This window comes from Klebsiella sp. WP3-W18-ESBL-02 (genome assembly GCF_014168815.1).
In the GTDB taxonomy this organism is placed as follows: Bacteria; Pseudomonadota; Gammaproteobacteria; order Enterobacterales; family Enterobacteriaceae; genus Kluyvera; species Kluyvera ascorbata_B.
Genome location: NZ_AP021972.1, coordinates 4,220,078 through 4,239,510, shown reverse-complemented (window position 1 = coordinate 4,239,510; position 19,433 = coordinate 4,220,078). Strand labels below are relative to the sequence as shown.

The 19,433-nt window shown below is 56.0% G+C and carries 18 protein-coding genes; 8 read left to right on the top strand and 10 right to left on the bottom strand.

Going from position 1 to position 19,433, the window contains the following annotated elements:
- Positions 1-45 precede the first annotated feature (45 nt).
- The 5 genes from ftsZ to mutT all read left to right on the top strand — a co-directional run bounded on the left by ftsZ (position 46) and on the right by mutT (position 6,191).
- Entirely contained in the window at positions 46-1,197 is a 1,152-nt protein-coding gene (gene ftsZ, locus H7R56_RS20490) for a cell division protein FtsZ (protein ID WP_182928388.1), read from the top strand.
- Positions 1,198-1,297: 100 nt separating this feature from the next.
- Complete coding sequence (lpxC, locus tag H7R56_RS20485) at positions 1,298-2,215, top strand: UDP-3-O-acyl-N-acetylglucosamine deacetylase (protein ID WP_106925417.1); 918 nt, start codon at positions 1,298-1,300, stop codon at positions 2,213-2,215.
- Positions 2,216-2,466: 251 nt separating this feature from the next.
- On the top strand, positions 2,467-2,973 hold the full coding sequence (secM, locus tag H7R56_RS20480) for a secA translation cis-regulator SecM (protein ID WP_197974843.1): 507 nt from the start codon (positions 2,467-2,469) through the stop codon (positions 2,971-2,973).
- Positions 2,974-3,037: 64 nt separating this feature from the next.
- Positions 3,038-5,743 carry a preprotein translocase subunit SecA gene (gene secA / locus H7R56_RS20475; protein WP_182928387.1) on the top strand — a complete coding sequence of 902 codons (2,706 nt, stop codon included), beginning with the start codon at positions 3,038-3,040 and terminating at the stop codon, positions 5,741-5,743.
- Positions 5,744-5,801: 58 nt separating this feature from the next.
- A complete protein-coding gene (gene mutT, locus H7R56_RS20470; protein WP_106925423.1) occupies positions 5,802-6,191 on the top strand; it encodes an 8-oxo-dGTP diphosphatase MutT in 390 nt (129 codons plus the stop codon).
- An 82-nt stretch (positions 6,192-6,273) separates the two neighbouring features.
- Here the strand turns inward: mutT and yacG are convergent, their stop codons facing one another.
- From yacG to coaE, 3 genes are read right to left on the bottom strand one after another with little or no spacing between them, the layout of a single operon-like run.
- Positions 6,274-6,468, bottom strand: coding sequence for a DNA gyrase inhibitor YacG (gene yacG / locus H7R56_RS20465; RefSeq protein WP_106925425.1), 195 nt, complete (start codon positions 6,466-6,468; stop codon positions 6,274-6,276).
- A gap of 9 nt (positions 6,469-6,477) precedes the next feature.
- A complete protein-coding gene (gene zapD / locus H7R56_RS20460; RefSeq protein WP_106925427.1) occupies positions 6,478-7,221 on the bottom strand; it encodes a cell division protein ZapD in 744 nt (247 codons plus the stop codon).
- A complete protein-coding gene (coaE, locus tag H7R56_RS20455) occupies positions 7,221-7,841 on the bottom strand; it encodes a dephospho-CoA kinase (RefSeq protein ID WP_106925430.1) in 621 nt (206 codons plus the stop codon). The genes zapD and coaE overlap by 1 nt, the downstream gene beginning before the upstream one ends.
- Positions 7,842-8,066: 225 nt before the next feature.
- Here coaE and H7R56_RS20450 point away from each other — a divergent pair, with 225 nt between their 5' ends.
- Entirely contained in the window at positions 8,067-9,110 is a 1,044-nt protein-coding gene (locus H7R56_RS20450; protein WP_106925432.1) for a GMP reductase, read from the top strand.
- Between the two features lie 158 nt (positions 9,111-9,268).
- On the opposite strand, the gene hofC is transcribed toward H7R56_RS20450, so the two are convergent.
- The 4 genes from hofC to nadC form a co-directional block, all read right to left on the bottom strand.
- Positions 9,269-10,468, bottom strand: coding sequence for a protein transport protein HofC (gene hofC / locus H7R56_RS20445; protein ID WP_106925434.1), 1,200 nt, complete (start codon positions 10,466-10,468; stop codon positions 9,269-9,271).
- A complete protein-coding gene (gene gspE / locus H7R56_RS20440; protein ID WP_106925436.1) occupies positions 10,461-11,846 on the bottom strand; it encodes a type II secretion system protein GspE in 1,386 nt (461 codons plus the stop codon). The genes hofC and gspE overlap by 8 nt, the downstream gene beginning before the upstream one ends.
- Positions 11,847-11,860: 14 nt before the next feature.
- Complete coding sequence (ppdD, locus tag H7R56_RS20435) at positions 11,861-12,298, bottom strand: prepilin peptidase-dependent pilin (RefSeq protein ID WP_106925438.1); 438 nt, start codon at positions 12,296-12,298, stop codon at positions 11,861-11,863.
- 244 nt (positions 12,299-12,542) lie between these two features.
- Positions 12,543-13,436 (bottom strand): carboxylating nicotinate-nucleotide diphosphorylase, encoded by an 894-nt coding sequence (nadC, locus tag H7R56_RS20430; protein ID WP_106925440.1) that lies wholly within the window; start codon positions 13,434-13,436, stop codon positions 12,543-12,545.
- 87 nt (positions 13,437-13,523) lie between these two features.
- On the opposite strand from nadC, the gene ampD reads away from it, so the two are divergent.
- Positions 13,524-14,087: a 1,6-anhydro-N-acetylmuramyl-L-alanine amidase AmpD gene (ampD, locus tag H7R56_RS20425; protein WP_106925442.1), complete on the top strand. Its 564-nt coding sequence runs from the start codon at positions 13,524-13,526 to the stop codon at positions 14,085-14,087.
- On the top strand, positions 14,084-14,938 hold the full coding sequence (gene ampE / locus H7R56_RS20420) for a beta-lactamase regulator AmpE (RefSeq protein ID WP_106925444.1): 855 nt from the start codon (positions 14,084-14,086) through the stop codon (positions 14,936-14,938). The genes ampD and ampE overlap by 4 nt, the downstream gene beginning before the upstream one ends.
- A gap of 74 nt (positions 14,939-15,012) precedes the next feature.
- Here the strand turns inward: ampE and H7R56_RS20415 are convergent, their stop codons facing one another.
- From H7R56_RS20415 to aroP, 3 genes are all read right to left on the bottom strand, one after another.
- Positions 15,013-15,963, bottom strand: coding sequence for a glycoside hydrolase family 43 protein (locus H7R56_RS20415; RefSeq protein WP_106925446.1), 951 nt, complete (start codon positions 15,961-15,963; stop codon positions 15,013-15,015).
- Positions 15,963-17,372 (bottom strand): glycoside-pentoside-hexuronide (GPH):cation symporter, encoded by a 1,410-nt coding sequence (locus H7R56_RS20410; protein WP_106925448.1) that lies wholly within the window; start codon positions 17,370-17,372, stop codon positions 15,963-15,965. The genes H7R56_RS20415 and H7R56_RS20410 overlap by 1 nt, the downstream gene beginning before the upstream one ends.
- A gap of 166 nt (positions 17,373-17,538) precedes the next feature.
- A complete protein-coding gene (gene aroP, locus H7R56_RS20405; RefSeq protein WP_106925450.1) occupies positions 17,539-18,909 on the bottom strand; it encodes an aromatic amino acid transporter AroP in 1,371 nt (456 codons plus the stop codon).
- Positions 18,910-19,433: the final 524 nt, after the last annotated feature.

The window sequence follows — 19,433 nt, the reverse complement described above, 5'->3', positions numbered from 1 at the left end:
GCACATTCACGGTCTCGGGCGACAGGCACAAAACGGAGAGAAACTATGTTTGAACCTATGGAACTGACCAACGACGCGGTGATTAAAGTCATCGGCGTCGGTGGCGGCGGCGGTAATGCCGTTGAACACATGGTGCGCGAGCGCATCGAAGGCGTTGAATTCTTCGCCGTTAACACCGACGCACAGGCACTGCGTAAAACGGCTGTTGGCCAGACTATCCAGATCGGTAGCGGTATTACCAAAGGTCTGGGCGCAGGGGCCAACCCGGAAGTGGGCCGTAACGCGGCCGACGAAGACCGCGAAGCGCTGCGCGCAGCGTTAGACGGTGCAGACATGGTGTTTATCGCAGCCGGCATGGGTGGCGGTACCGGTACCGGTGCAGCGCCAGTGGTTGCGGAAGTGGCTAAAGATTTAGGTATCCTGACCGTTGCCGTTGTGACCAAGCCTTTCAACTTTGAAGGCAAGAAGCGTATGGCATTCGCGGAGCAGGGTATCACCGAGCTGTCCAAGCACGTGGACTCCCTGATCACCATCCCGAACGACAAGCTGCTGAAAGTGCTGGGTCGCGGTATCTCTCTGCTCGACGCGTTTGGCGCGGCGAACGACGTGCTGAAAGGCGCAGTGCAGGGTATCGCTGAGCTGATCACTCGCCCGGGCCTGATGAACGTCGACTTTGCAGACGTGCGCACCGTGATGTCCGAAATGGGCTATGCGATGATGGGTTCCGGCGTGGCGAGCGGTGAAGATCGTGCGGAAGAAGCGGCTGAAATGGCTATCTCTTCTCCGCTGCTGGAAGACATCGACCTGTCCGGCGCACGCGGCGTGCTGGTCAACATTACTGCGGGCTTCGACCTGCGTCTGGATGAGTTCGAAACCGTGGGTAACACCATCCGTGCGTTCGCCTCTGACAATGCGACCGTGGTTATCGGTACTTCCCTTGACCCGGACATGAACGACGAACTGCGCGTGACCGTCGTTGCCACCGGTATCGGTATGGACAAACGTCCAGAGATTACCCTGGTCACCAACAAGCAGACGCCGCAGCCGGCGCTGGATCGCTATCAGCAGCACGGTATGGCGCCGCTGACCCAAGAGCAGAAACCGGCAGCAAAAGTGGTCAACGACAATACGCCGCAGACCACCAAAGAACCGGATTATCTGGATATCCCGGCCTTCCTGCGTAAGCAAGCTGACTAAGAATTAGCTGGAAGTTGGGAATCAGCGCTCTTTGTGCTAAACTGGCCCACCGAATGTGTAGTACACTTCGGTTGGATAGTTAATTTGGCGAGATTATACGATGATCAAACAAAGGACTCTTAAACGTATCGTTCAGGCGACTGGCGTCGGTTTGCATACCGGCAAAAAAGTCACGCTGACGCTACGCCCTGCGCCGGCAAATACCGGGGTCATCTATCGTCGCACCGACTTGAATCCACCGGTAGATTTTCCGGCCGATGCCAAATCTGTGCGTGATACTATGCTCTGTACTTGCCTGGTCAACGAGCATGACGTGCGGATTTCTACCGTAGAGCACCTGAACGCTGCGCTGGCGGGCCTGGGTATCGACAACATCGTTGTTGAAGTCGATGCGCCAGAAATCCCGATTATGGACGGGAGCGCCGCACCGTTCGTTTATCTGCTGCTGGATGCCGGCATCGATGAACTGAACTGCGCGAAGAAATTCGTCCGCATTAAAGACACGGTTCGCGTGGAAGATGGCGATAAGTGGGCTGAATTCAAACCGTATAATGGTTTCTCGTTGGACTTTACCATCGATTTTAACCATCCGGCTATTGATGCCAGCACGCAGCGTTATGCCATGAACTTCTCCGCAGACGCGTTCATGCGACAGATTAGCCGTGCTCGTACTTTCGGTTTCATGCGTGATATCGAATATCTGCAGTCCCGTGGCCTGGCCTTGGGCGGCAGCTTCGATTGTGCCATCGTTGTTGACGATTATCGCGTACTGAACGAAGACGGCCTGCGTTTTGAAGATGAATTCGTTCGTCACAAAATGCTGGATGCAATCGGCGACCTGTTCATGTGTGGTCACAACATTATCGGTGCATTTACCGCGTATAAATCCGGTCATGCGCTGAACAACAAACTTCTGCAGGCGGTCCTGGCAAAACAGGAAGCTTGGGAATTTGTGACCTTCGAGGACGACGCAGAACTGCCGATGGCGTTCAAAGCACCGTCAATGGTTCTGGCATAAGCCCGACCATAGCGTAAATTCGACTGGCAACCTGGCACTCTCTCCGGTCAGGGAACCAGTCGTTTTTTCTTTTTGCTCCTGCCATTTTCTTTTCCCCTGCCAATAAAGATCACACGGCTGCACAACCGCTGCATTCTTAACCCGTTTTTCGCGGCTGTTTTCGTCATTCCTGCTGCTGTCACGCGGCATTAATGGTAATATCCTCGAGCTAAAATAGAATAACGGTACTTAAACCGAAGGTGGAACATTACGTGAGTGGAATGCTGACGCGTTGGCGACAGTTTGGTAGACGCTACTTCTGGCCGCATCTCCTGTTGGGGATGGTTGCTGCCGGTTTTGGTCTGCCTGCGCTTGCGAACAACGCCGAACCGGCTTCCCCCGCCCGCGCAACAACCAGTAACCATAATCCGGCGCAGAGAATTGACTTCTCGCAGCTGGCGCGGCTGGAAAGCAATCGTCGCCCCTCCTTCAGCGTAGACTACTGGCATCAGCATGCTATTCGCACCGTTATTCGCCACCTTTCTTTTGCCATGGCGCCAACCGCCTCTCCGGTTGCCGAGCCGACGTCGCCACTGCAGGCGGCACAGCACCTGGCGCTGCTCGATACCCTGAATGCGCTGCTCAACGTCGAGAGCCAGCCGTCGATTGTGATTGCTCAGGGGGCGGCATTACCCGCCTTCTCACCTCCGGTTTTTAGCATTCCTGCCTGGGTAAGCCAGGTGCAGGGCATTCGCGCCGGGCCGCAGCGCCTCGTCTGAAAATAACCGTGTTAACTCCTTTATTTTTATGACTCCGCGATGGCGGGGCGTTTGAGATTTTATTATGTTAATCAAATTATTGACCAAAGTTTTTGGTAGTCGTAACGATCGTACCCTGCGCCGTATGCGCAAAACCGTCGCTGTTATCAACGCGATGGAGCCAGAAATGGAAAAGCTCTCCGATGACGAGTTGAAGGCTAAAACAAACGAATTTCGTGCCCGTATTGAAAAAGGGGAAACCGTTGAAAGCCTGATCCCGGAAGCGTTTGCCGTGGTACGTGAAGCCAGCAAACGTGTATTCGGTATGCGCCACTTCGACGTCCAGCTGTTGGGTGGGATGGTCCTGAACGATCGCTGCATCGCGGAAATGCGTACCGGTGAAGGTAAAACCCTGACCGCGACCCTGCCGGCTTACCTGAACGCGCTGTCCGGTAAGGGCGTGCACGTTGTGACCGTCAACGATTACCTGGCTCAGCGTGACGCCGAAAACAACCGTCCGCTGTTCGAATTCCTCGGCATGACCGTGGGCGTCAACATGTCTGGTCTGCCGGCGCCTGCTAAGCGCGAAGCCTACAATGCCGACATTACCTACGGTACTAACAACGAATACGGCTTTGACTACCTGCGCGACAACATGGCGTTCAGCCCGGAAGAACGCGTACAGCGTAAACTGCACTATGCGCTGGTGGATGAGGTCGACTCCATCCTGATCGATGAAGCGCGTACCCCGCTTATCATCTCCGGCCCGGCAGAAGACAGCTCGGAAATGTACAAGCGCGTTAACAAAATCATTCCTCACCTGGTGCGTCAGGAGAAAGAAGACTCCGACACCTTCCAGGGTGAAGGCCACTTCTCCGTAGATGAAAAAGCCCGTCAGGTTAACCTGACCGAACGCGGTCTGGTGCTGATTGAAGACCTGCTGGTTAAAGAAGGCATCATGGACGAAGGTGAGTCGCTCTACTCGCCGGGCAACATTATGCTGATGCACCACGTTACTGCCGCGCTGCGCGCTCACGTGCTGTTCACCCGTGACGTCGACTACATCGTGAAAGACGGCGAAGTTATCATCGTCGATGAACACACCGGTCGTACCATGCAGGGACGTCGCTGGTCCGATGGCCTGCACCAGGCCGTGGAAGCGAAAGAAGGCGTGGAAATTCAGAACGAAAACCAGACGCTGGCATCCATCACCTTCCAGAACTATTTCCGCCTGTATGAAAAACTGGCCGGTATGACCGGTACTGCAGATACCGAAGCGTTTGAATTCAGCTCTATCTACAAGCTGGACACCGTGGTTGTTCCGACCAACCGTCCGATGATCCGTAAAGACATGCCGGACCTGGTCTACATGACCGAAGCGGAAAAAATTCAGGCGATCATCGAAGATATTAAAGAGCGTACTGCGGCAGGCCAACCGGTGCTGGTCGGTACTATCTCTATCGAAAAATCTGAAGTGGTTTCCCATGAGCTGACCAAAGCGGGTATCAAGCACAACGTGCTGAACGCCAAGTTCCACGCTAGCGAAGCGGATATCGTTGCACAGGCGGGTTACCCTTCTGCCGTGACCATCGCCACCAACATGGCAGGTCGTGGTACCGATATTATGCTGGGCGGTAGCTGGCAGGCAGAAGTCGCGCAGCTGGAAGACCCAACCCCGGAACAAATTGCGCAGATCAAAGCCGATTGGCAGGTTCGTCACGACGCCGTGCTGGCGGCTGGCGGTCTGCATATCATTGGTACTGAACGTCACGAATCTCGTCGTATCGATAACCAGCTGCGCGGCCGTTCCGGTCGTCAGGGTGACGCGGGTTCTTCTCGTTTCTACCTGTCGATGGAAGATGCCCTGATGCGTATCTTTGCCTCTGACCGCGTGTCCGGCATGATGCGTAAACTGGGGATGAAACCGGGCGAAGCGATTGAACACCCGTGGGTGACCAAGGCAATTGCTAACGCGCAGCGTAAAGTGGAAAGCCGCAACTTCGATATTCGTAAGCAGCTGCTGGAATACGATGACGTTGCCAACGACCAGCGCCGTGCGATCTACACCCAGCGTAATGAACTGCTGGACGTGAGCGACGTTAGCGAAACCATCAACAGCATCCGCGAAGACGTGTTTAAAGCTACCATCGATGCGCACATTCCGCCGCAGTCGCTGGAAGAAATGTGGGATATCCCTGGCCTGCAGGAACGTCTGAAAAACGACTTCGACCTCGATCTGCCTATCTCTGAGTGGCTGGATAAAGAGCCTGAACTGCACGAAGAGACGCTGCGCGAGCGTATTCTGGAAAGCGCCGTTGAGGTGTACAAACGTAAGGAAGAAGTGGTCGGCGCTGAGATGATGCGTCACTTTGAAAAAGGCGTGATGCTGCAAACGCTGGATTCTCTGTGGAAAGAGCACCTGGCCGCGATGGACTACCTGCGTCAGGGGATCCACCTGCGTGGCTATGCGCAGAAAGATCCGAAGCAGGAGTACAAACGTGAATCCTTCTCTATGTTTGCCGCCATGCTGGAGTCGCTGAAGTATGAAGTGATCAGCACCCTGAGCAAAGTGCAGGTGCGCATGCCGGAGGAAGTTGAAGCGATGGAACAGCAGCGTCGTGAAGAAGCCGAGCGTCTGGCACAGATGCAGCAGTTGAGCCATCAGAGCGATGACGAAGCCGCCGCGCAGGATCTGGCCGCGCAGACCGGCGAACGTAAAGTGGGCCGTAATGACCCATGCCCTTGCGGTTCCGGTAAAAAATACAAACAGTGCCACGGCCGTCTGAGCTAAGGTCATTATAAAAAATAAAAGGCGCAGACTTCTGCGCCTTTTTTATGGGTAAGACAAAATGAAAATACTGCAAATATCCGTCGGCATCATTCGCAATGTCAGTGGCGAAATCTATATCACTCAGCGCGCTGCCGATGCGCACATGGCGCATAAGTGGGAGTTTCCAGGCGGCAAAATTGAGTCCGGAGAGTCGCCGCAGGAGGCGGTAATCCGCGAGCTGGAAGAAGAGGTTGGGATTGTGGTTACCTCGCTGCAACCGTTTGATAAGCTGGAATATCAGTTTCCCGATCGTCACATAACGCTGTGGTTCTGGCTGGTTGATAGCTGGGAAGGGGCGCCGTGGGGGAAAGAAGGGCAGCCGGGGCGTTGGGTTGCGCAACGTGATTTAGTGGCGGACGAATTTCCGCCAGCGAACGCGCCGGTGATTGAAAAGCTCATTGCGGGGTAGGCCTGATAAGCGGAGCGCCATCAGGCTAAATGGTGCAGGTTGCCGGATGGCGGCGTAGCGCCTCATCCGGCCCTACGCGACATTACTGTTGTTCTTCGCTCCAGTCGTCGCTGTCGGAGAGATCGCCGCTGCTCGGAATGCGTTTCTCTTCCGCCGCCCACTCTCCGAGATCGATAAGCTGGCAGCGCTTAGAACAGAATGGACGATAAGGACTTTGTTCGCCCCAAATAACCGGCTTATTGCAGGTTGGACAGTTTACCGTTGTCACCTCAGTCATTCTTTCTCCTTAGCAGCATGCCAGTTCAAAATCCAGTCGCTCCGGCACCACGCCGTGCTCGCTGTCCAGCGGCATAAAGCGAATGGCGAAACGGCTCTTATGGCCGGAGATTTGCGGGTAAAGCTGAGACGTTAGCTCAAGCTTCAGACGCAGCAGGTCCGCATCGTCGCCGTTATCCTGATAGAAGCCGTTCAGGCTGGTTTGCTTGCGGAACTGCGCGGAGTTGCGAACCAGATCGAGAATCAGCGACAGCGCCTGATTCAGCGGCTCAAGGCTGGCAAGCCATGATTCGACCTGGGCGTCGCGTTGATGCTGTTTTGAATGCAGCCAGATGTGCAGCGTCGGCAAATCGAAGCTGCAGCAGCCGCCCGGGATACTTAGACGCTGACGAACCAGCGCGATCAGGCGATCTTCGCGCAGGAACTGCCCGATGCGTGGTGCCGCCATCAGAATAGTGCTGCTGTTTTTCAGCTGCTGACGCAGGGCGTCAATGCGGCTGAGATCGACGCCCTGAACTTCGCTCCAGGCGTTGAGTTTGCGCTGCTGGCGCTCCAGCTCTTTTAGCAGCTCCGTGCGGATATCGCCGCGTTCGAACACATCCAGTAAATCCCCGACGTTGCGAAAAAAGTGCAGCGCGCTGGCGTGATCCCTGATGGGTAAATTGGCATTCAATTGCTCAGTCAGAAATTCAATACGCAGCCAGGTACGCATTTTTTCATTTAGCGGATGCTCAAAAAGGATGTGGGTGTGCATTACGATTTTTCCTGTGATACAGCCTGTGCCGCGAGCTCAAGGTAGTGCGCGTGAAGGCGAGCGACATCCGATGCAATAGCATCTGGTGTGCCGTTGTTATTAATAATGTCATCAGCAACCGCCAGGCGCGCTTCACGCGTGGCCTGAGCAGCAAGAATGTTTTCGGCATGCTCACGCGATACGTGGTCGCGCTGCATGGTACGAAGCAGCTGGGTTTCTCGCGATACATCAACGACCAGGACGCGATCGGCCCGCTGATAAAGCTTGTTTTCCACCAGCAGGGGAACAACCCACAGTACGTAAGGCGAGGTGGCCTGCCGTAGCTGACGCTGCGTTTCCTGCTGAATCAATGGGTGTAAGAGGGCGTTTAGCCAGGCTTTTTCCTCAGGATGAGCAAAGATGCGCTCGCGCAGCCCCCGGCGATCTAATTCGCCTTCTGCGGTGAGGATATGAGAACCAAAACGATCGGCGATGGCGGCGAGCGCCGGCGTACCGGGTTCGACAACCTGACGGGCGAGAATATCGGCATCAATCACGTTAATTCCCAGGTGAGCAAAGGCCTCTGCGACCGTACTTTTGCCGCTGCCGATGCCGCCTGTTAACGCCACTGTGTAAGTCATACCGCTAAGCCCTGGATTTTTTGCATGAAAATCATTTGGTTAAAAAACTGGCAGCCCTGTGCGAGTGAATCAATGATGCACTGTACTATTCGCCAGGTAAATTTATGGGATTGTAGCTTAAAAAAAGTGAAAATCGCAGTCTTGCGAAGCCCTGATTAGTGCGTATGATTGCATTACTGGAGTTGTGCTCTCAATTTAATTGCCATTAACCCCAGGAATTCGCACATGCGTATCGAAGAAGATCTGAAGTTAGGTTTTAAAGACGTTCTTATCCGCCCTAAGCGCTCTACTCTTAAAAGCCGTTCCGATGTTGAACTGGAACGCGAATTCACCTTTAAACATTCAGGCCAACGCTGGTCAGGCGTGCCGATTATCGCTGCGAATATGGACTCCGTGGGTACTTTCGGGATGGCAAAAGCACTCGCCTCTTTCGGTATCCTGACGGCCGTACACAAACATTACACCGTTGAAGAGTGGCAGACGTTTGTCCAGAACGAGTCCGCAGACGTGCTTAAGCACGTGATGGTGTCTACCGGCACCTCCGACGCAGACTTCGAAAAAACGCAGCAGATCCTTAAGCTGAGCCCGGCGCTGAACTTCGTGTGCATTGATGTGGCGAATGGTTACTCCGAGCATTTTGTGCAGTTCGTAGCGAAAGCGCGCGAAGCCTGGCCGACCAAGACGATTTGTGCAGGTAACGTCGTGACCGGTGAAATGTGCGAAGAGCTGATTCTGTCCGGCGCGGATATTGTGAAAGTGGGTATCGGCCCTGGCTCGGTGTGCACCACTCGCGTGAAAACTGGCGTTGGCTATCCGCAGCTCTCTGCGGTGATCGAGTGCGCCGATGCAGCGCACGGTCTGGGTGGCCAGATTGTCAGCGACGGCGGCTGCACCATGCCGGGCGACGTGGCTAAAGCCTTTGGCGGCGGCGCGGACTTCGTGATGCTGGGCGGCATGCTGGCCGGTCACGATGAAAGCGGCGGCGTGATTGTTGAAGAGAACGGCGAGAAATTTATGCTGTTCTACGGTATGAGCTCTGAGTCCGCGATGAAACGTCACGTGGGCGGTGTTGCACAATACCGCGCGGCGGAAGGCAAAACGGTTAAGCTGCCGCTGCGTGGCCCGGTAGATAACACCGCGCGCGACATCCTCGGCGGCCTGCGTTCGGCGTGCACCTACGTCGGCGCATCGCGTCTGAAAGAGCTGACTAAACGCACGACCTTCATCCGGGTGCAGGAACAAGAGAACCGCGTGTTCAATAGCCTGTAATCCTCCTCATGCAGGCGTAATGCCTAAATTCGTAGGCCGGATAAGCAAAAGCGCTATCGGCACACTGCGCACGGATTGCCGGATGGCGGCGTAAACGCCTTATCCGGCATACCGTTCCTGCTCCTGGCTTCTGAATTCAACGCCTTAACTGACCCGCGTTACCCTGTTCCGCCGATCGCATCTCCCAGATGAAAAATCGGCAGATACATCGCGACGACCAGCGTGCCGATAATGAGTCCTGTCACAATCAGTAGCAGCGGTTCCAGCGTTGCCGTCAGGCTTTCTGCCAGATTCTGCGTGCTTTCATCGTGGTGTCGCGCCAGGTTCTCCAGCATTTCATCCAGCGCCCCGGACGCTTCTCCGGTTCTGACCAGTTGTAAGCACAGCGGCGTAAACTCATGGCAGTTTTCCATGGCTTGCCAGATAGCGCTGCCCTGTGACACCTGCTGGCGCAGGCTGGCAATGACCTCGCGCCACCATGGGCTGTTCAATGTCTCTTCCACGGTTTCCAGCCCCTGTAAAAAGGCAATGCCGGCTCGTTGAGTCAACGACAGTACGGTAAAAATCTGGCTGAGCATCTGGCCGCGAGCGAGCGTGCCCATAACCGGTAAGGCGAGTAGCAGCTGCTGGCGAAGGCGCTGCCACGGCGGATGATCTTTAAACCCGACGCTAAGCCCGGTGGCCAGTAGCACCAGGCTACAGAGCGGAAGCCATGCGCTTGCCACCGCGTCTGCACTGGCCATAACGGCCAGCGTAAGGGCGGGCAGCGGCGTGTTGAAGGTGCGATAGATGGCGGTAAATTCAGGCAAAACAAAGCTGACCATTGCCGCCACGACCAGCGCCGCCAGGGTTAAAATAATCAGCGGGTAGCGCAGCGCCTTTTTCACTTTTGCCGTTAATAGCAGCTGCGCTTTTTGCTGCCGCGCGAGCGCCTGGCAGCAATGCTCCAGCCTGCCGGTTATTTCGCCGGTACGGATCATCGCCTGATACAGCGGTGGAAAAGCCTCCGGCCACGGCCTTAAACCCTCCGATAGCGAGACACCCTCGGCGAGCCGGGAGGCCAACGTTTCCAGCAGAGCGCGCCACTGCGGTATCGGATGCTGTTGGCTGAGCAGTGCCAAACTCTCTGAGAGGGTTAACCCGGCCTGCAATAGCGTAGCCAGCTGGCTTATCACCGCGCAGCTGTGCTGTGCTCGCCATAGTGATCGGTTCACCGTGCGACGCTTGAGTGATAGGACGATAATATTCTGCTGAGCCAGCGCTATCAGCGCCGCGGGCCGATGGCTAGCCCACAGCGCGCCACGACGTTCGGCTCCGCTGGCATCGACACCCCGCCAGTGCCACAGCTGTTCACACATCGTGAGGCAACCCCAGTACGCGTAGCAGCTCTTCCTGCGTCGTCAGCCCCTGTTCAACGGCCAGGCAGCCGTTCTCAAACAGCGTCGCCATGCCGGCCTCCCGCGCATGCTGCATCAGCTGTTCCGGGCTAAGTCCGCTGGCGATACCCTGCCGCAGTGCAGGCGCGATCGGCAGCAGTTCAAACAGCGCGAGACGGCCCTGGTAGCCATGATAGCAGTACGAGCAGCCGGAGGCCGTCCAGCGTGGCAGTGGGCGAGGCCATAGCGTACGCGGCAGCGGCTGCTCTCCTGGCAGCATCTGGCGACAGTGCGGGCATAGACGACGGACCAGACGCTGTGCTACCACCATTAATAGCGCCGATGACACCATCCAGCGCGCGACGCCCATCTGTTCAAGGCGCACCAGCGTTTCAACCGTCGAATTGGTGTGCAGCGTTGAGAGTACAAGGTGACCGGTTTGCGCGGCCTTAATGGCGATTTCCGCTGTTTCACCGTCGCGTATTTCGCCGACCATCACGATATCTGGATCCTGGCGCAGCAGGGCGCGCAGGATGTTCTGGAACGTCAGCCCGGCGCGAGGGCTGACCTGCGTCTGGTTCAGTCCGTCCAGAGGGATCTCTATGGGATCTTCGACGCTACAGATATTGACGTCGCAACGGTTACGGTTTTGCAGTGCGCTGTAAAGCGTGACGGTTTTGCCGCTGCCCGTTGGTCCGGTGACCAGAATCAGCCCCTGAGGCTGATTCAACGCGGATTGCAGCTGCGCAAGTGCGTCGGCGGAAAGCCCCAGACTATGCAGATCCAGCGCCTGCTCGACTTTATGCAGCAGCCGGAGCACGGCTTTTTCACCGTATCGGCAGGGCAGGGTTGAAAGTCGAAAAGAGAGTGGGGTGTCGTCAATCTCTACCGTGAACTGCCCGTCCTGCGGCAGGCGTCGCTCGGCGATGTCCAGCCCTGCGAGCACCTTAAGCCTGGCGATCAGCGGGGCCATCAGCGTCAGCGCGACGGGCGTGAGCGCATGCAGCACGCCGTCTACCCGCAGCCGTACGCGTAGCGCACGCTCTGTTGGCTCAAAATGAATATCGGAGGCGCGTTGCACGAGCGCCTGCTTGAGCAAATGGTTAAGCAGATCTACTGCGTTGTCACTCTCCTGGTGTATTGAAGGCTGCGCGAGTGGGGCTAGCCGCTGGAGGTGCTTGTCCATTCTCTCCTGCTCCCAGCACTCGATATCAATGCGTTTTTGGGTGGCGAAGCGGAGTGAGTCCATGAGTTCTGTGGGCGGAGTGCCGACGACGGCAATGCTCAGTTCATCTTGCGCATTGTTGAGCAGCACCGCGCGATGGCGCTGACACAGCGTGAAGAGTTGCTCCTGTTTCATGATTGCCGCCCCGCTTATTGCGCATCAAAGCGGAAGACGTCCTCGCACGCTTGCTGGAGCGCGCCGTCGTTCTGGATATCGCAGGTTCGCTGCCAGCCGGTGATGCCATTGGCGTTGTCCCAGCCGGGAACGAGGGTCACGGTCAGGCCGTTAAGGCTTTCCTGGCCGGTCAGAATAACCGTTCCTTGTGCGACGCTCATGGCCGACACGTAGCGCGTGGTGGTGGGGGACGGGATGCCGTTGCTGCCCGCATCGCAGTTGTCTACCCCGCCGCGGTCGAGCGCGCACAGCTCAATGGCGGTACGGTAAGGGACAAAGGTTTGTAGCATATCGGTCAGTGCGGCTTTGCGCAGGTAGTTCTGATAGGCGGGAATGCCGATGGCGCTGAGGATAGCAATAATGCCGATAACGACCATCAGTTCGATAAGGGTAAAGCCCCGTTGTCTGTTCATATTGTGCTCCTTGCTGAAACTGGCGGTACTTTGGCAGAGCGTCGAAACGACAGCGAGGGGCGAAAAGGCATTCAGGATAGGGCCTTCCAGTTTTTTTCCGACGGTTGCAGAAGTGAACGTGGAAAATGGAAGGCGGGTCGAAAAACGTCTTCGAGGAGGATCTGTGGGCCGGATGGCGGCGTAAACGCCTTTCCGGCCTACAACGTTATGATCGGTCTAGCTCGCAGGGAAGGCCTTTCCTGGCTTAGCGGAAGCGCATCGACAGGTCGAGGGCGCGAACGTGTTTGGTCAGCGCGCCGACGGAGATAAAGTCGACGCCGGTTTCGGCAAACTCGCGGAGGGTGTCGAAAGTGACGTTGCCGGAGACTTCCAGCTGCGCCTGACCCTGGGTGATCTTTACCGCTTCGCGCATCTGTTCGGTGTCGAAGTTATCGAGCATGATAATGTCGGCGCCGGCCTTCAGCGCTTCACGCAGCTCCTGCAGGGTTTCCACTTCCACTTCCACCGGTACGTCAGGGTGCAGCCAGAAGGCTTTTTCTACCGCCTGGCGTACGGATCCGGAAGCAATAATGTGATTTTCTTTAATCAGGAAGGCGTCGGATAATCCCAGGCGGTGGTTGGCGCCGCCGCCGCACAGCACGGCATATTTTAATGCAGTGCGCAGGCCTGGCAGCGTTTTGCGCGTGTCCAGCAGCTGCGTATGGGTGCCTTCCAGCAGGTTGACGTATTTACGCACTTCGCTGGCGACGCCGGAGAGCGTTTGAACAAAGTTCAGCGCGGTGCGTTCGCCGGTTAACAGCACGCGCGACGGGCCGTTAATTTCGAACAGCGGCTGATTGGCGACCACGGTGTCGCCGTCGGCCACGTGCCAGGTGAGCGTGACGTCATCACCGGCCAATTGGATGAAGACCTCTTCTACCCAGCGCTTGCCGCAGAATACGCCGTCTTCACGGGTAATGACCACGGCGTGCGAGTGGCTGTTTTCCGGCAGGAGTTGTGCGGTAATATCGTTATGCGCGTCAACTTCACCTCCCAGATCTTCGCGCAGCGCGTGGGCCACGGCGTTGGGAATATCGAGGTTGATACGTTCTAACAGCGCGTCACGTCGGTGGTCTGGGTTGTAGCGGCGAGGCGGCATGATAAAGCTCCAAATTGGTAACGATGCGAAAGATTGAAACATGCTACTCTGAACCGAGTAGCATAACCATACGTAAGGAGATCCTGAATGCAGTTAGATAAGGGCTGGCTGGTGGGCGTTCGGCACGTGCCTTCTCCCCATCACGACAGTCGTCCAGAGGATGAGGTCCCCTCGCTGCTGGTTGTGCATAATATTAGCTTACCGCCGGGCCAATTTGGCGGCCCCTGGATAGACGCCCTGTTTACCGGTACGCTCGATCCTGATGCCGATCCGTTCTTTGCGGAAATTGCCCATCTGCGGGTTTCAGCCCACTGTCTTATTCGCCGCGACGGCGAGATTGTTCAGTACGTTGCCTTTGATAAGCGCGCCTGGCACGCTGGCGTTTCGAGCTATCGTGGTCGCGAGCGCTGTAATGATTTCTCTATCGGTATTGAGCTGGAAGGTACCGATACGTTGGCCTATACCGACGCGCAGTATCTGCAGCTGGCGGCTTTGACCCAGCTGTTAATCACCGAGTATCCTGCCATTGCCGACAACATGACCGGCCACTGTGATATCGCGCCCGTGCGCAAAACCGATCCCGGCCCGGCTTTTGATTGGGATCGTTTTCGCGCGCAGGTCACCCCTTCGTCGAATAAGGAGATGACATGACGTTGTTTACCACGCTTCTGGTGTTGTTTGCGGAGCGCTTGTTTAAGCTCGGCGAGCACTGGCAGCTTGACCACAGGCTGGAGGCCCTGTTCCGCCGGGTGAAACATTACTCACTGGCCGCAACGCTGGCGATGACCGTCGTGGCGATGGCGTTAGTGGCGCTGATTCAGCGTGCGCTGGAAGGGCTGCTGTTTAACGTACCGACGCTGATTTTCTGGATTTTGCTGGGGCTGCTGTGCATCGGCGCGGGGCGCGTTCGTCTGCACTATCACGCCTATTTGAAGGCGGCGTCGCGCGATGATACCCACGCGCGTGATGCGATGGCCTGCGAGCTGACGATGATTCACGGCGTGCCTCCTGGCTGTAACGAGCGGGAGTTCCTGCGGGAATTACAGAATGCGCTGCTGTGGATTAACTACCGTTTCTACCTCGCGCCGCTGTTCTGGTTTGTGGTGGGCGGCAGTTGGGGGCCGGTGGCGTTAATGGGCTATGCGTTCCTGCGCTCATGGCAGTCCTGGCTGGCGCGCTATCAAACGCCGCACCAGCGTTTACAGTCGGGCATCGATGCCATACTTCACGTGGTGGACTGGGTGCCGGTGCGCCTGGTTGGCGTCGTGTATGCGCTGATTGGTCACGGAGAGAAAGCGCTGCCGGCGTGGTTTGCCTCGCTGGGCGACCGCCATTCATCGCAGTATCAGGTGTTAACCACCCTGGCACAGTATTCGCTGGCGCGCGAGCCGCACGTGGATAAAGTGGCAACGCCGAAAGCGGCGGTTTCGATGGCCAAGAAAACGTCGTACGCGGTCGTCGTGGTAATGGCGCTGCTGACCATTTATGGGACGTTAGTGTAGCGTTGTGCCGGATGGCGCTTATCCGGCCTGCATTACGGTAGGCCCGGTAAGCGTAGCGCCACCGGGCAAGAGGTTTACTGCGAATCTGCCGGCGGGATGCCGAAATCAGGCATCCCGTCGTCCTTCCAGCGCACCGTCTTCAGGCGGGTATGTCGATTCGGGTCATACAGCGGGTCGCCCTCAATCTCCGTGTAGTTTCTTGCGTGATACACCAACACATCTTCGCCTTCAGGCGTCTGTGTAAAGCTGTTGTGCCCCGGCCCATACTGGCGATTTTCGTCGCTGGTGGTAAACACCGGCGTGGGCGATTTATGCCAGTTTGCCGCATGGGTCATATCAGCATCTTTATCAATCCACAGCAGTCCCATGCAGTAGTTTTCATCGGTCGCGCTGGCGGAGTAGCTGATAAACAGACGGTCGCCGTGAGTGACGACGGCAGGCCCTTCGTTCACCAGAAAACCGCGGCATTCCCAGTCGAACGCTGGTTGGCTGAGCATCACCGGTTCACCTTTTAGCGTCCACGGGTTTTCCAGCTCGGCAAGATACAGGTTCGAATTACCGGCAATGTCCGGCGATTTTTGCGCCCACAGATACCACTGTTTGCCCTGATGCTCAAAGGTGGTGGCGTCGAGGCAAAAGGTATCGAACGGCGTTTTGACCTGACCTTTCTCCACCCATTTGCCGTTCAGCGGATCGGCGTCGCTGCACTCCAGCGCGAACATGCGATGCTGGAACATCCCCTGGCTATCGAGCGCCTGGGTGTGGGCGGCGGCGAAGTAGATATACCAACGACCGTTAATGTGGTGCAGCTCCGGAGCCCAGATAAGCTGGCTCATCGGGCCGGTTTCGGGTTTACGCCAGACCACCACCGGCTGGGCGGTACGCAGGCCATCGAGGTCAGCGGCGCGGCGGATTTCCAGCCGATCATATTCCGGCACGGAGGCGATAAAATAGTACTCTCCCTGGTGGCGCAGAATAAACGGGTCTGCGCGCTGCTCAATAAAGGGGTTGGGCCAGTTCTTCATCAGGCTTTCCTTACGTGTTCAGTCGTTTTCAGTTCTTGCTGGTACTCATTCAGCTCGCGATAGTTAGCGCGGCGCTTTTCCAGGTCTTCCTGGATTTGTTTCATCAACTGGCGGTCAACCTTGAGCAGACGCACCACTCCGGCGGTAATCAGGTAGCCGATGCCGGGAATGACGGTGAACAGCAGCATAATACCGTTAATCGTGGTGTCGCTTTGCGCTTTCGCGCCCGCGTCGTAGCCGTACCAGGAGAGCAGGAAACCGACCATTGCGCCCGCGACCGCCAGGCCAACCTTCAGGAAGAACAGGTTGCCGGAGAAGCTGATGCCGGTGATGCGTTTGCCGGTTTTCCATTCACCGTAGTCGTCTACGTCGGCCATCAGCGACCAGTGCAGCGGCGAGGGAATCTGGTGCAGGACGTTGAGCAGGAAATAGAGCACCGCGATCAGTACGGTGGCATGCGGGTCGAAGAAGTAAAAGGCGATGGAGAACACGGCCAGGACAATGTTGGTCCAGAAGAAGACCTGCAGTTTACACCAGCGGTCGGTTAGCACTTTTGCCAGCATGCTGCCAAACATCATGCCGACGACGCCAAGGCTGATAAACAGCGTTGCAAAGTGGGTGCTTTCTCCCATAACCCAGGTGACGTAGTACATGGTGGCGGCCATACGGATAAAGCCGGGGCAGACGTTACACAGCGTCAGCAGCAGAATGCGCACCCACTGGTCGTTTTTCCACACGTCTTTTAAATCTTGTTTCAGTTCATCGTTAGTCTGCACAGCCGGGCGTACGCGTTCGCGTACGGTGGAGAAGCAGAACAGAAACATGCACATCCCGATAAAGGCCAGCACGGTCATCGCCAGCTGATAGCCTTTGGCTTTGTCACCGCCGCCGAACCAGTCAACCATTGGCAGCAGCGTCAGCGACAGCAGCAGCGTGGCGATGCCAACCAGCACGAAGCGATAGGACTGGCAGGCAACGCGCTCCTGCGGGTCGTTCGTGATAACGCTGCCCAGCGAGCAGTAGGGAATGTTGATGGCGGTATAGGTGATCGACAGCAGGAAATAGGTAACAAACGCATAGATAACTTTGCTGCTGTAGCTCCATTCCGGCGTGGTGAACATCAGCACGCTGAAGAGGGCGTAGGGGAAGGCAATCCACAGCAACCATGGACGAAAACGGCCATACTTGCTGCGGGTACGGTCGGCCAGTGCGCCCATAATCGGGTCGGTCACGGCGTCGATAACGCGAACAGAGAGCAGCAGTACGCCAACCAACGCCGGCGCAAGGCCGAAAATATCAGTATAAAAATAGTTAACGAACAGCATGATAGCGCCGAAGATGATGTTGCATCCTGCATCGCCCATGCCATAGCCAATCTTCTCTTTCACTGACAGTTTACTTGAGTTCATCGCCAGACCTCTCCCGAATAATATGGAGGAGATTATTGGCAGCTAAACGGCGAAATGCGTAGCAGGATAACGTTAATCATATGGATAAAATTGCTGCGAAAAGGAAACTGTGAGGCAGGTAACATAGAGGTAAACGCCCCCTCAGGAGGTGAGGGGGCGGGGAGTATTACAGCGCTTTAACGGTTTTGGCGCCTTTCTGCTTAAACAGGTAGCCAATGCCGAGGATCAGAATCCATACCGGAATCAGCCACACGGAAATGGCCATACCCGGGGTCATCACCATAATCACCAGCACTGCGGCCATGAAGACCAGGCAGATCCAGTTGCCCAGCGGGTAGAACAGCGCCGGGAAGCGCGTGGTCACGCCCTGTTGCTGTTTTGCCTTGCGGAACTTCATGTGTGCCAGGCTAATCATCGCCCAGTTGATCACCAGCGCCGAGACCACCAGCGCCATCAGCAGTCCGAATGCGGACTCTGGGGCCAGGTAGTTGATCAGCACGCACAGCGCGGTGACGACGGCGGAAACCAGAATGGTGTTCACCGGTACGCCGCGTTTATCCACGCTCAGCAGCGCTTTCGGGGCGTTACCCTGCTGCGCCAGGCCGAAAAGCATACGGCTGTTGCAGTATACGCAGCTGTTGTACACGGAGAGTGCAGCGGTCAGCACCACGATGTTCAGGGCATTTGCCACCAGCGAGTCACCCAGCTCATGGAAGATAAGCACGAACGGGCTGACATCTGCGGTGACGCGGGTCCACGGCATCAGCGAGAGCAGTACCGCCAGCGAGCCCACATAGAAAATCAGAATACGGTAGATAACCTGATTGGTGGCTTTCGGGATGCTCTGTTCCGGGTTATCCGCTTCTGCTGCGGTGATACCCACCAGCTCAAGGCCACCGAAGGAGAACATGATGATCGCCATCATCATCACCAGCCCCATCCAGCCGTGCGGCAGGAAGCCGCCCTGTTCCCACAGGTTGCGAACGGTCGCCTGCGGGCCTGCGGTGCCGCTGAACAGCAGCCATGCGCCGAACAGGATCATCGCGATAACGGCCACCACTTTGATAATGGCAAACCAGAACTCCATCTCACCGAACACTTTCACGTTGGTCAGGTTGATGGCGTTGATAGCAATGAAGAAGACGGCCGCCGATGCCCAGGTTGGGATCTCTGGCCACCAGAACTGGATGTATTTACCGACGGCGGTCAGTTCCGCCATGGCAACCAGAACGTACAGCACCCAGTAGTTCCAGCCTGATGCGAAGCCGGCGAAGTTGCCCCAGTACTTATAGGCAAAGTGGCTGAAGGAGCCTGCTACCGGCTCTTCCACCACCATTTCGCCAAGCTGGCGCATGATCATAAAGGCAATAAAACCGGCGATAGCGTAGCCGAGAATAATACCGGGACCGGCAGATTGAATAACGGAGGCGCTGCCAAGAAACAGGCCGGTGCCGATAGCGCCGCCCAGAGCGATCAGCTGTATATGGCGGTTCTTAAGGCCGCGCTTAAGCTGTGCGCCTTGCTGTTGACCTTCCATTGTGAAACCTCGTGTGTGGTTATTATTGTGACGCTGTTGTGCGTATGTACTTAAGAAATTCCGTTTTCTGTATTGTTTTATTTACGAAATGCTTTTCTTAAAAAGAGGTAAGGCTCTTTCGTCATGAGCAGAATAGTGGTAAGTGCGGCGGAATGCACCTGCTTTGTGAAGGGATGATGACGAATTGGATAAAAAGACAACAGCAGTCACGAGGCGCAAAAAAATGAAAAATTCGCAATTACTGAATTTATATTCATTTTATTGAATTTAAATTCAGTAATTGATTAATTGAAACGGTTCAGTTTGCTTAATTTTGTTTGGTTTTAGTTAATTATACTTCTTTATAGGTAAAGTTGTTTTTTGTGCAAAGTTACATTTCTGAAACATCATTTCTGTAATGTTGTTAAAAAGTGCCGGGTTTACTGATTTCAATCAAAACCTGTATGGACATAAGGTGAATACTTTGTTACTTTAGCGCTACGAACTTGAAATTGGTAAGACCAATTGACTCCGGGCTAATGGCA

Excerpts from the sequence above, each read along its gene's own strand:
- H7R56_RS20415 (WP_106925446.1), bottom strand. The coding sequence starts at position 15,963 with ATGAAGAACTGGCCCAACCCCTTTATTGAGCAGCGCGCAGACCCGTTT.
- hofC (WP_106925434.1), bottom strand. The coding sequence starts at position 10,468 with ATGTGTGAACAGCTGTGGCACTGGCGGGGTGTCGATGCCAGCGGAGCC.
- secA (WP_182928387.1), top strand. The coding sequence starts at position 3,038 with ATGTTAATCAAATTATTGACCAAAGTTTTTGGTAGTCGTAACGATCGT.
- zapD (WP_106925427.1), bottom strand. The coding sequence starts at position 7,221 with ATGCACACCCACATCCTTTTTGAGCATCCGCTAAATGAAAAAATGCGT.
- coaE (WP_106925430.1), bottom strand. The coding sequence starts at position 7,841 with ATGACTTACACAGTGGCGTTAACAGGCGGCATCGGCAGCGGCAAAAGT.
- H7R56_RS20410 (WP_106925448.1), bottom strand. The coding sequence starts at position 17,372 with ATGAACTCAAGTAAACTGTCAGTGAAAGAGAAGATTGGCTATGGCATG.
- ftsZ (WP_182928388.1), top strand. The coding sequence starts at position 46 with ATGTTTGAACCTATGGAACTGACCAACGACGCGGTGATTAAAGTCATC.
- H7R56_RS20450 (WP_106925432.1), top strand. The coding sequence starts at position 8,067 with ATGCGTATCGAAGAAGATCTGAAGTTAGGTTTTAAAGACGTTCTTATC.
- lpxC (WP_106925417.1), top strand. The coding sequence starts at position 1,298 with ATGATCAAACAAAGGACTCTTAAACGTATCGTTCAGGCGACTGGCGTC.
- ampE (WP_106925444.1), top strand. The coding sequence starts at position 14,084 with ATGACGTTGTTTACCACGCTTCTGGTGTTGTTTGCGGAGCGCTTGTTT.
- mutT (WP_106925423.1), top strand. The coding sequence starts at position 5,802 with ATGAAAATACTGCAAATATCCGTCGGCATCATTCGCAATGTCAGTGGC.
- ppdD (WP_106925438.1), bottom strand. The coding sequence starts at position 12,298 with ATGAACAGACAACGGGGCTTTACCCTTATCGAACTGATGGTCGTTATC.
- gspE (WP_106925436.1), bottom strand. The coding sequence starts at position 11,846 with ATGAAACAGGAGCAACTCTTCACGCTGTGTCAGCGCCATCGCGCGGTG.
- ampD (WP_106925442.1), top strand. The coding sequence starts at position 13,524 with ATGCAGTTAGATAAGGGCTGGCTGGTGGGCGTTCGGCACGTGCCTTCT.
- nadC (WP_106925440.1), bottom strand. The coding sequence starts at position 13,436 with ATGCCGCCTCGCCGCTACAACCCAGACCACCGACGTGACGCGCTGTTA.
- aroP (WP_106925450.1), bottom strand. The coding sequence starts at position 18,909 with ATGGAAGGTCAACAGCAAGGCGCACAGCTTAAGCGCGGCCTTAAGAAC.
- yacG (WP_106925425.1), bottom strand. The coding sequence starts at position 6,468 with ATGACTGAGGTGACAACGGTAAACTGTCCAACCTGCAATAAGCCGGTT.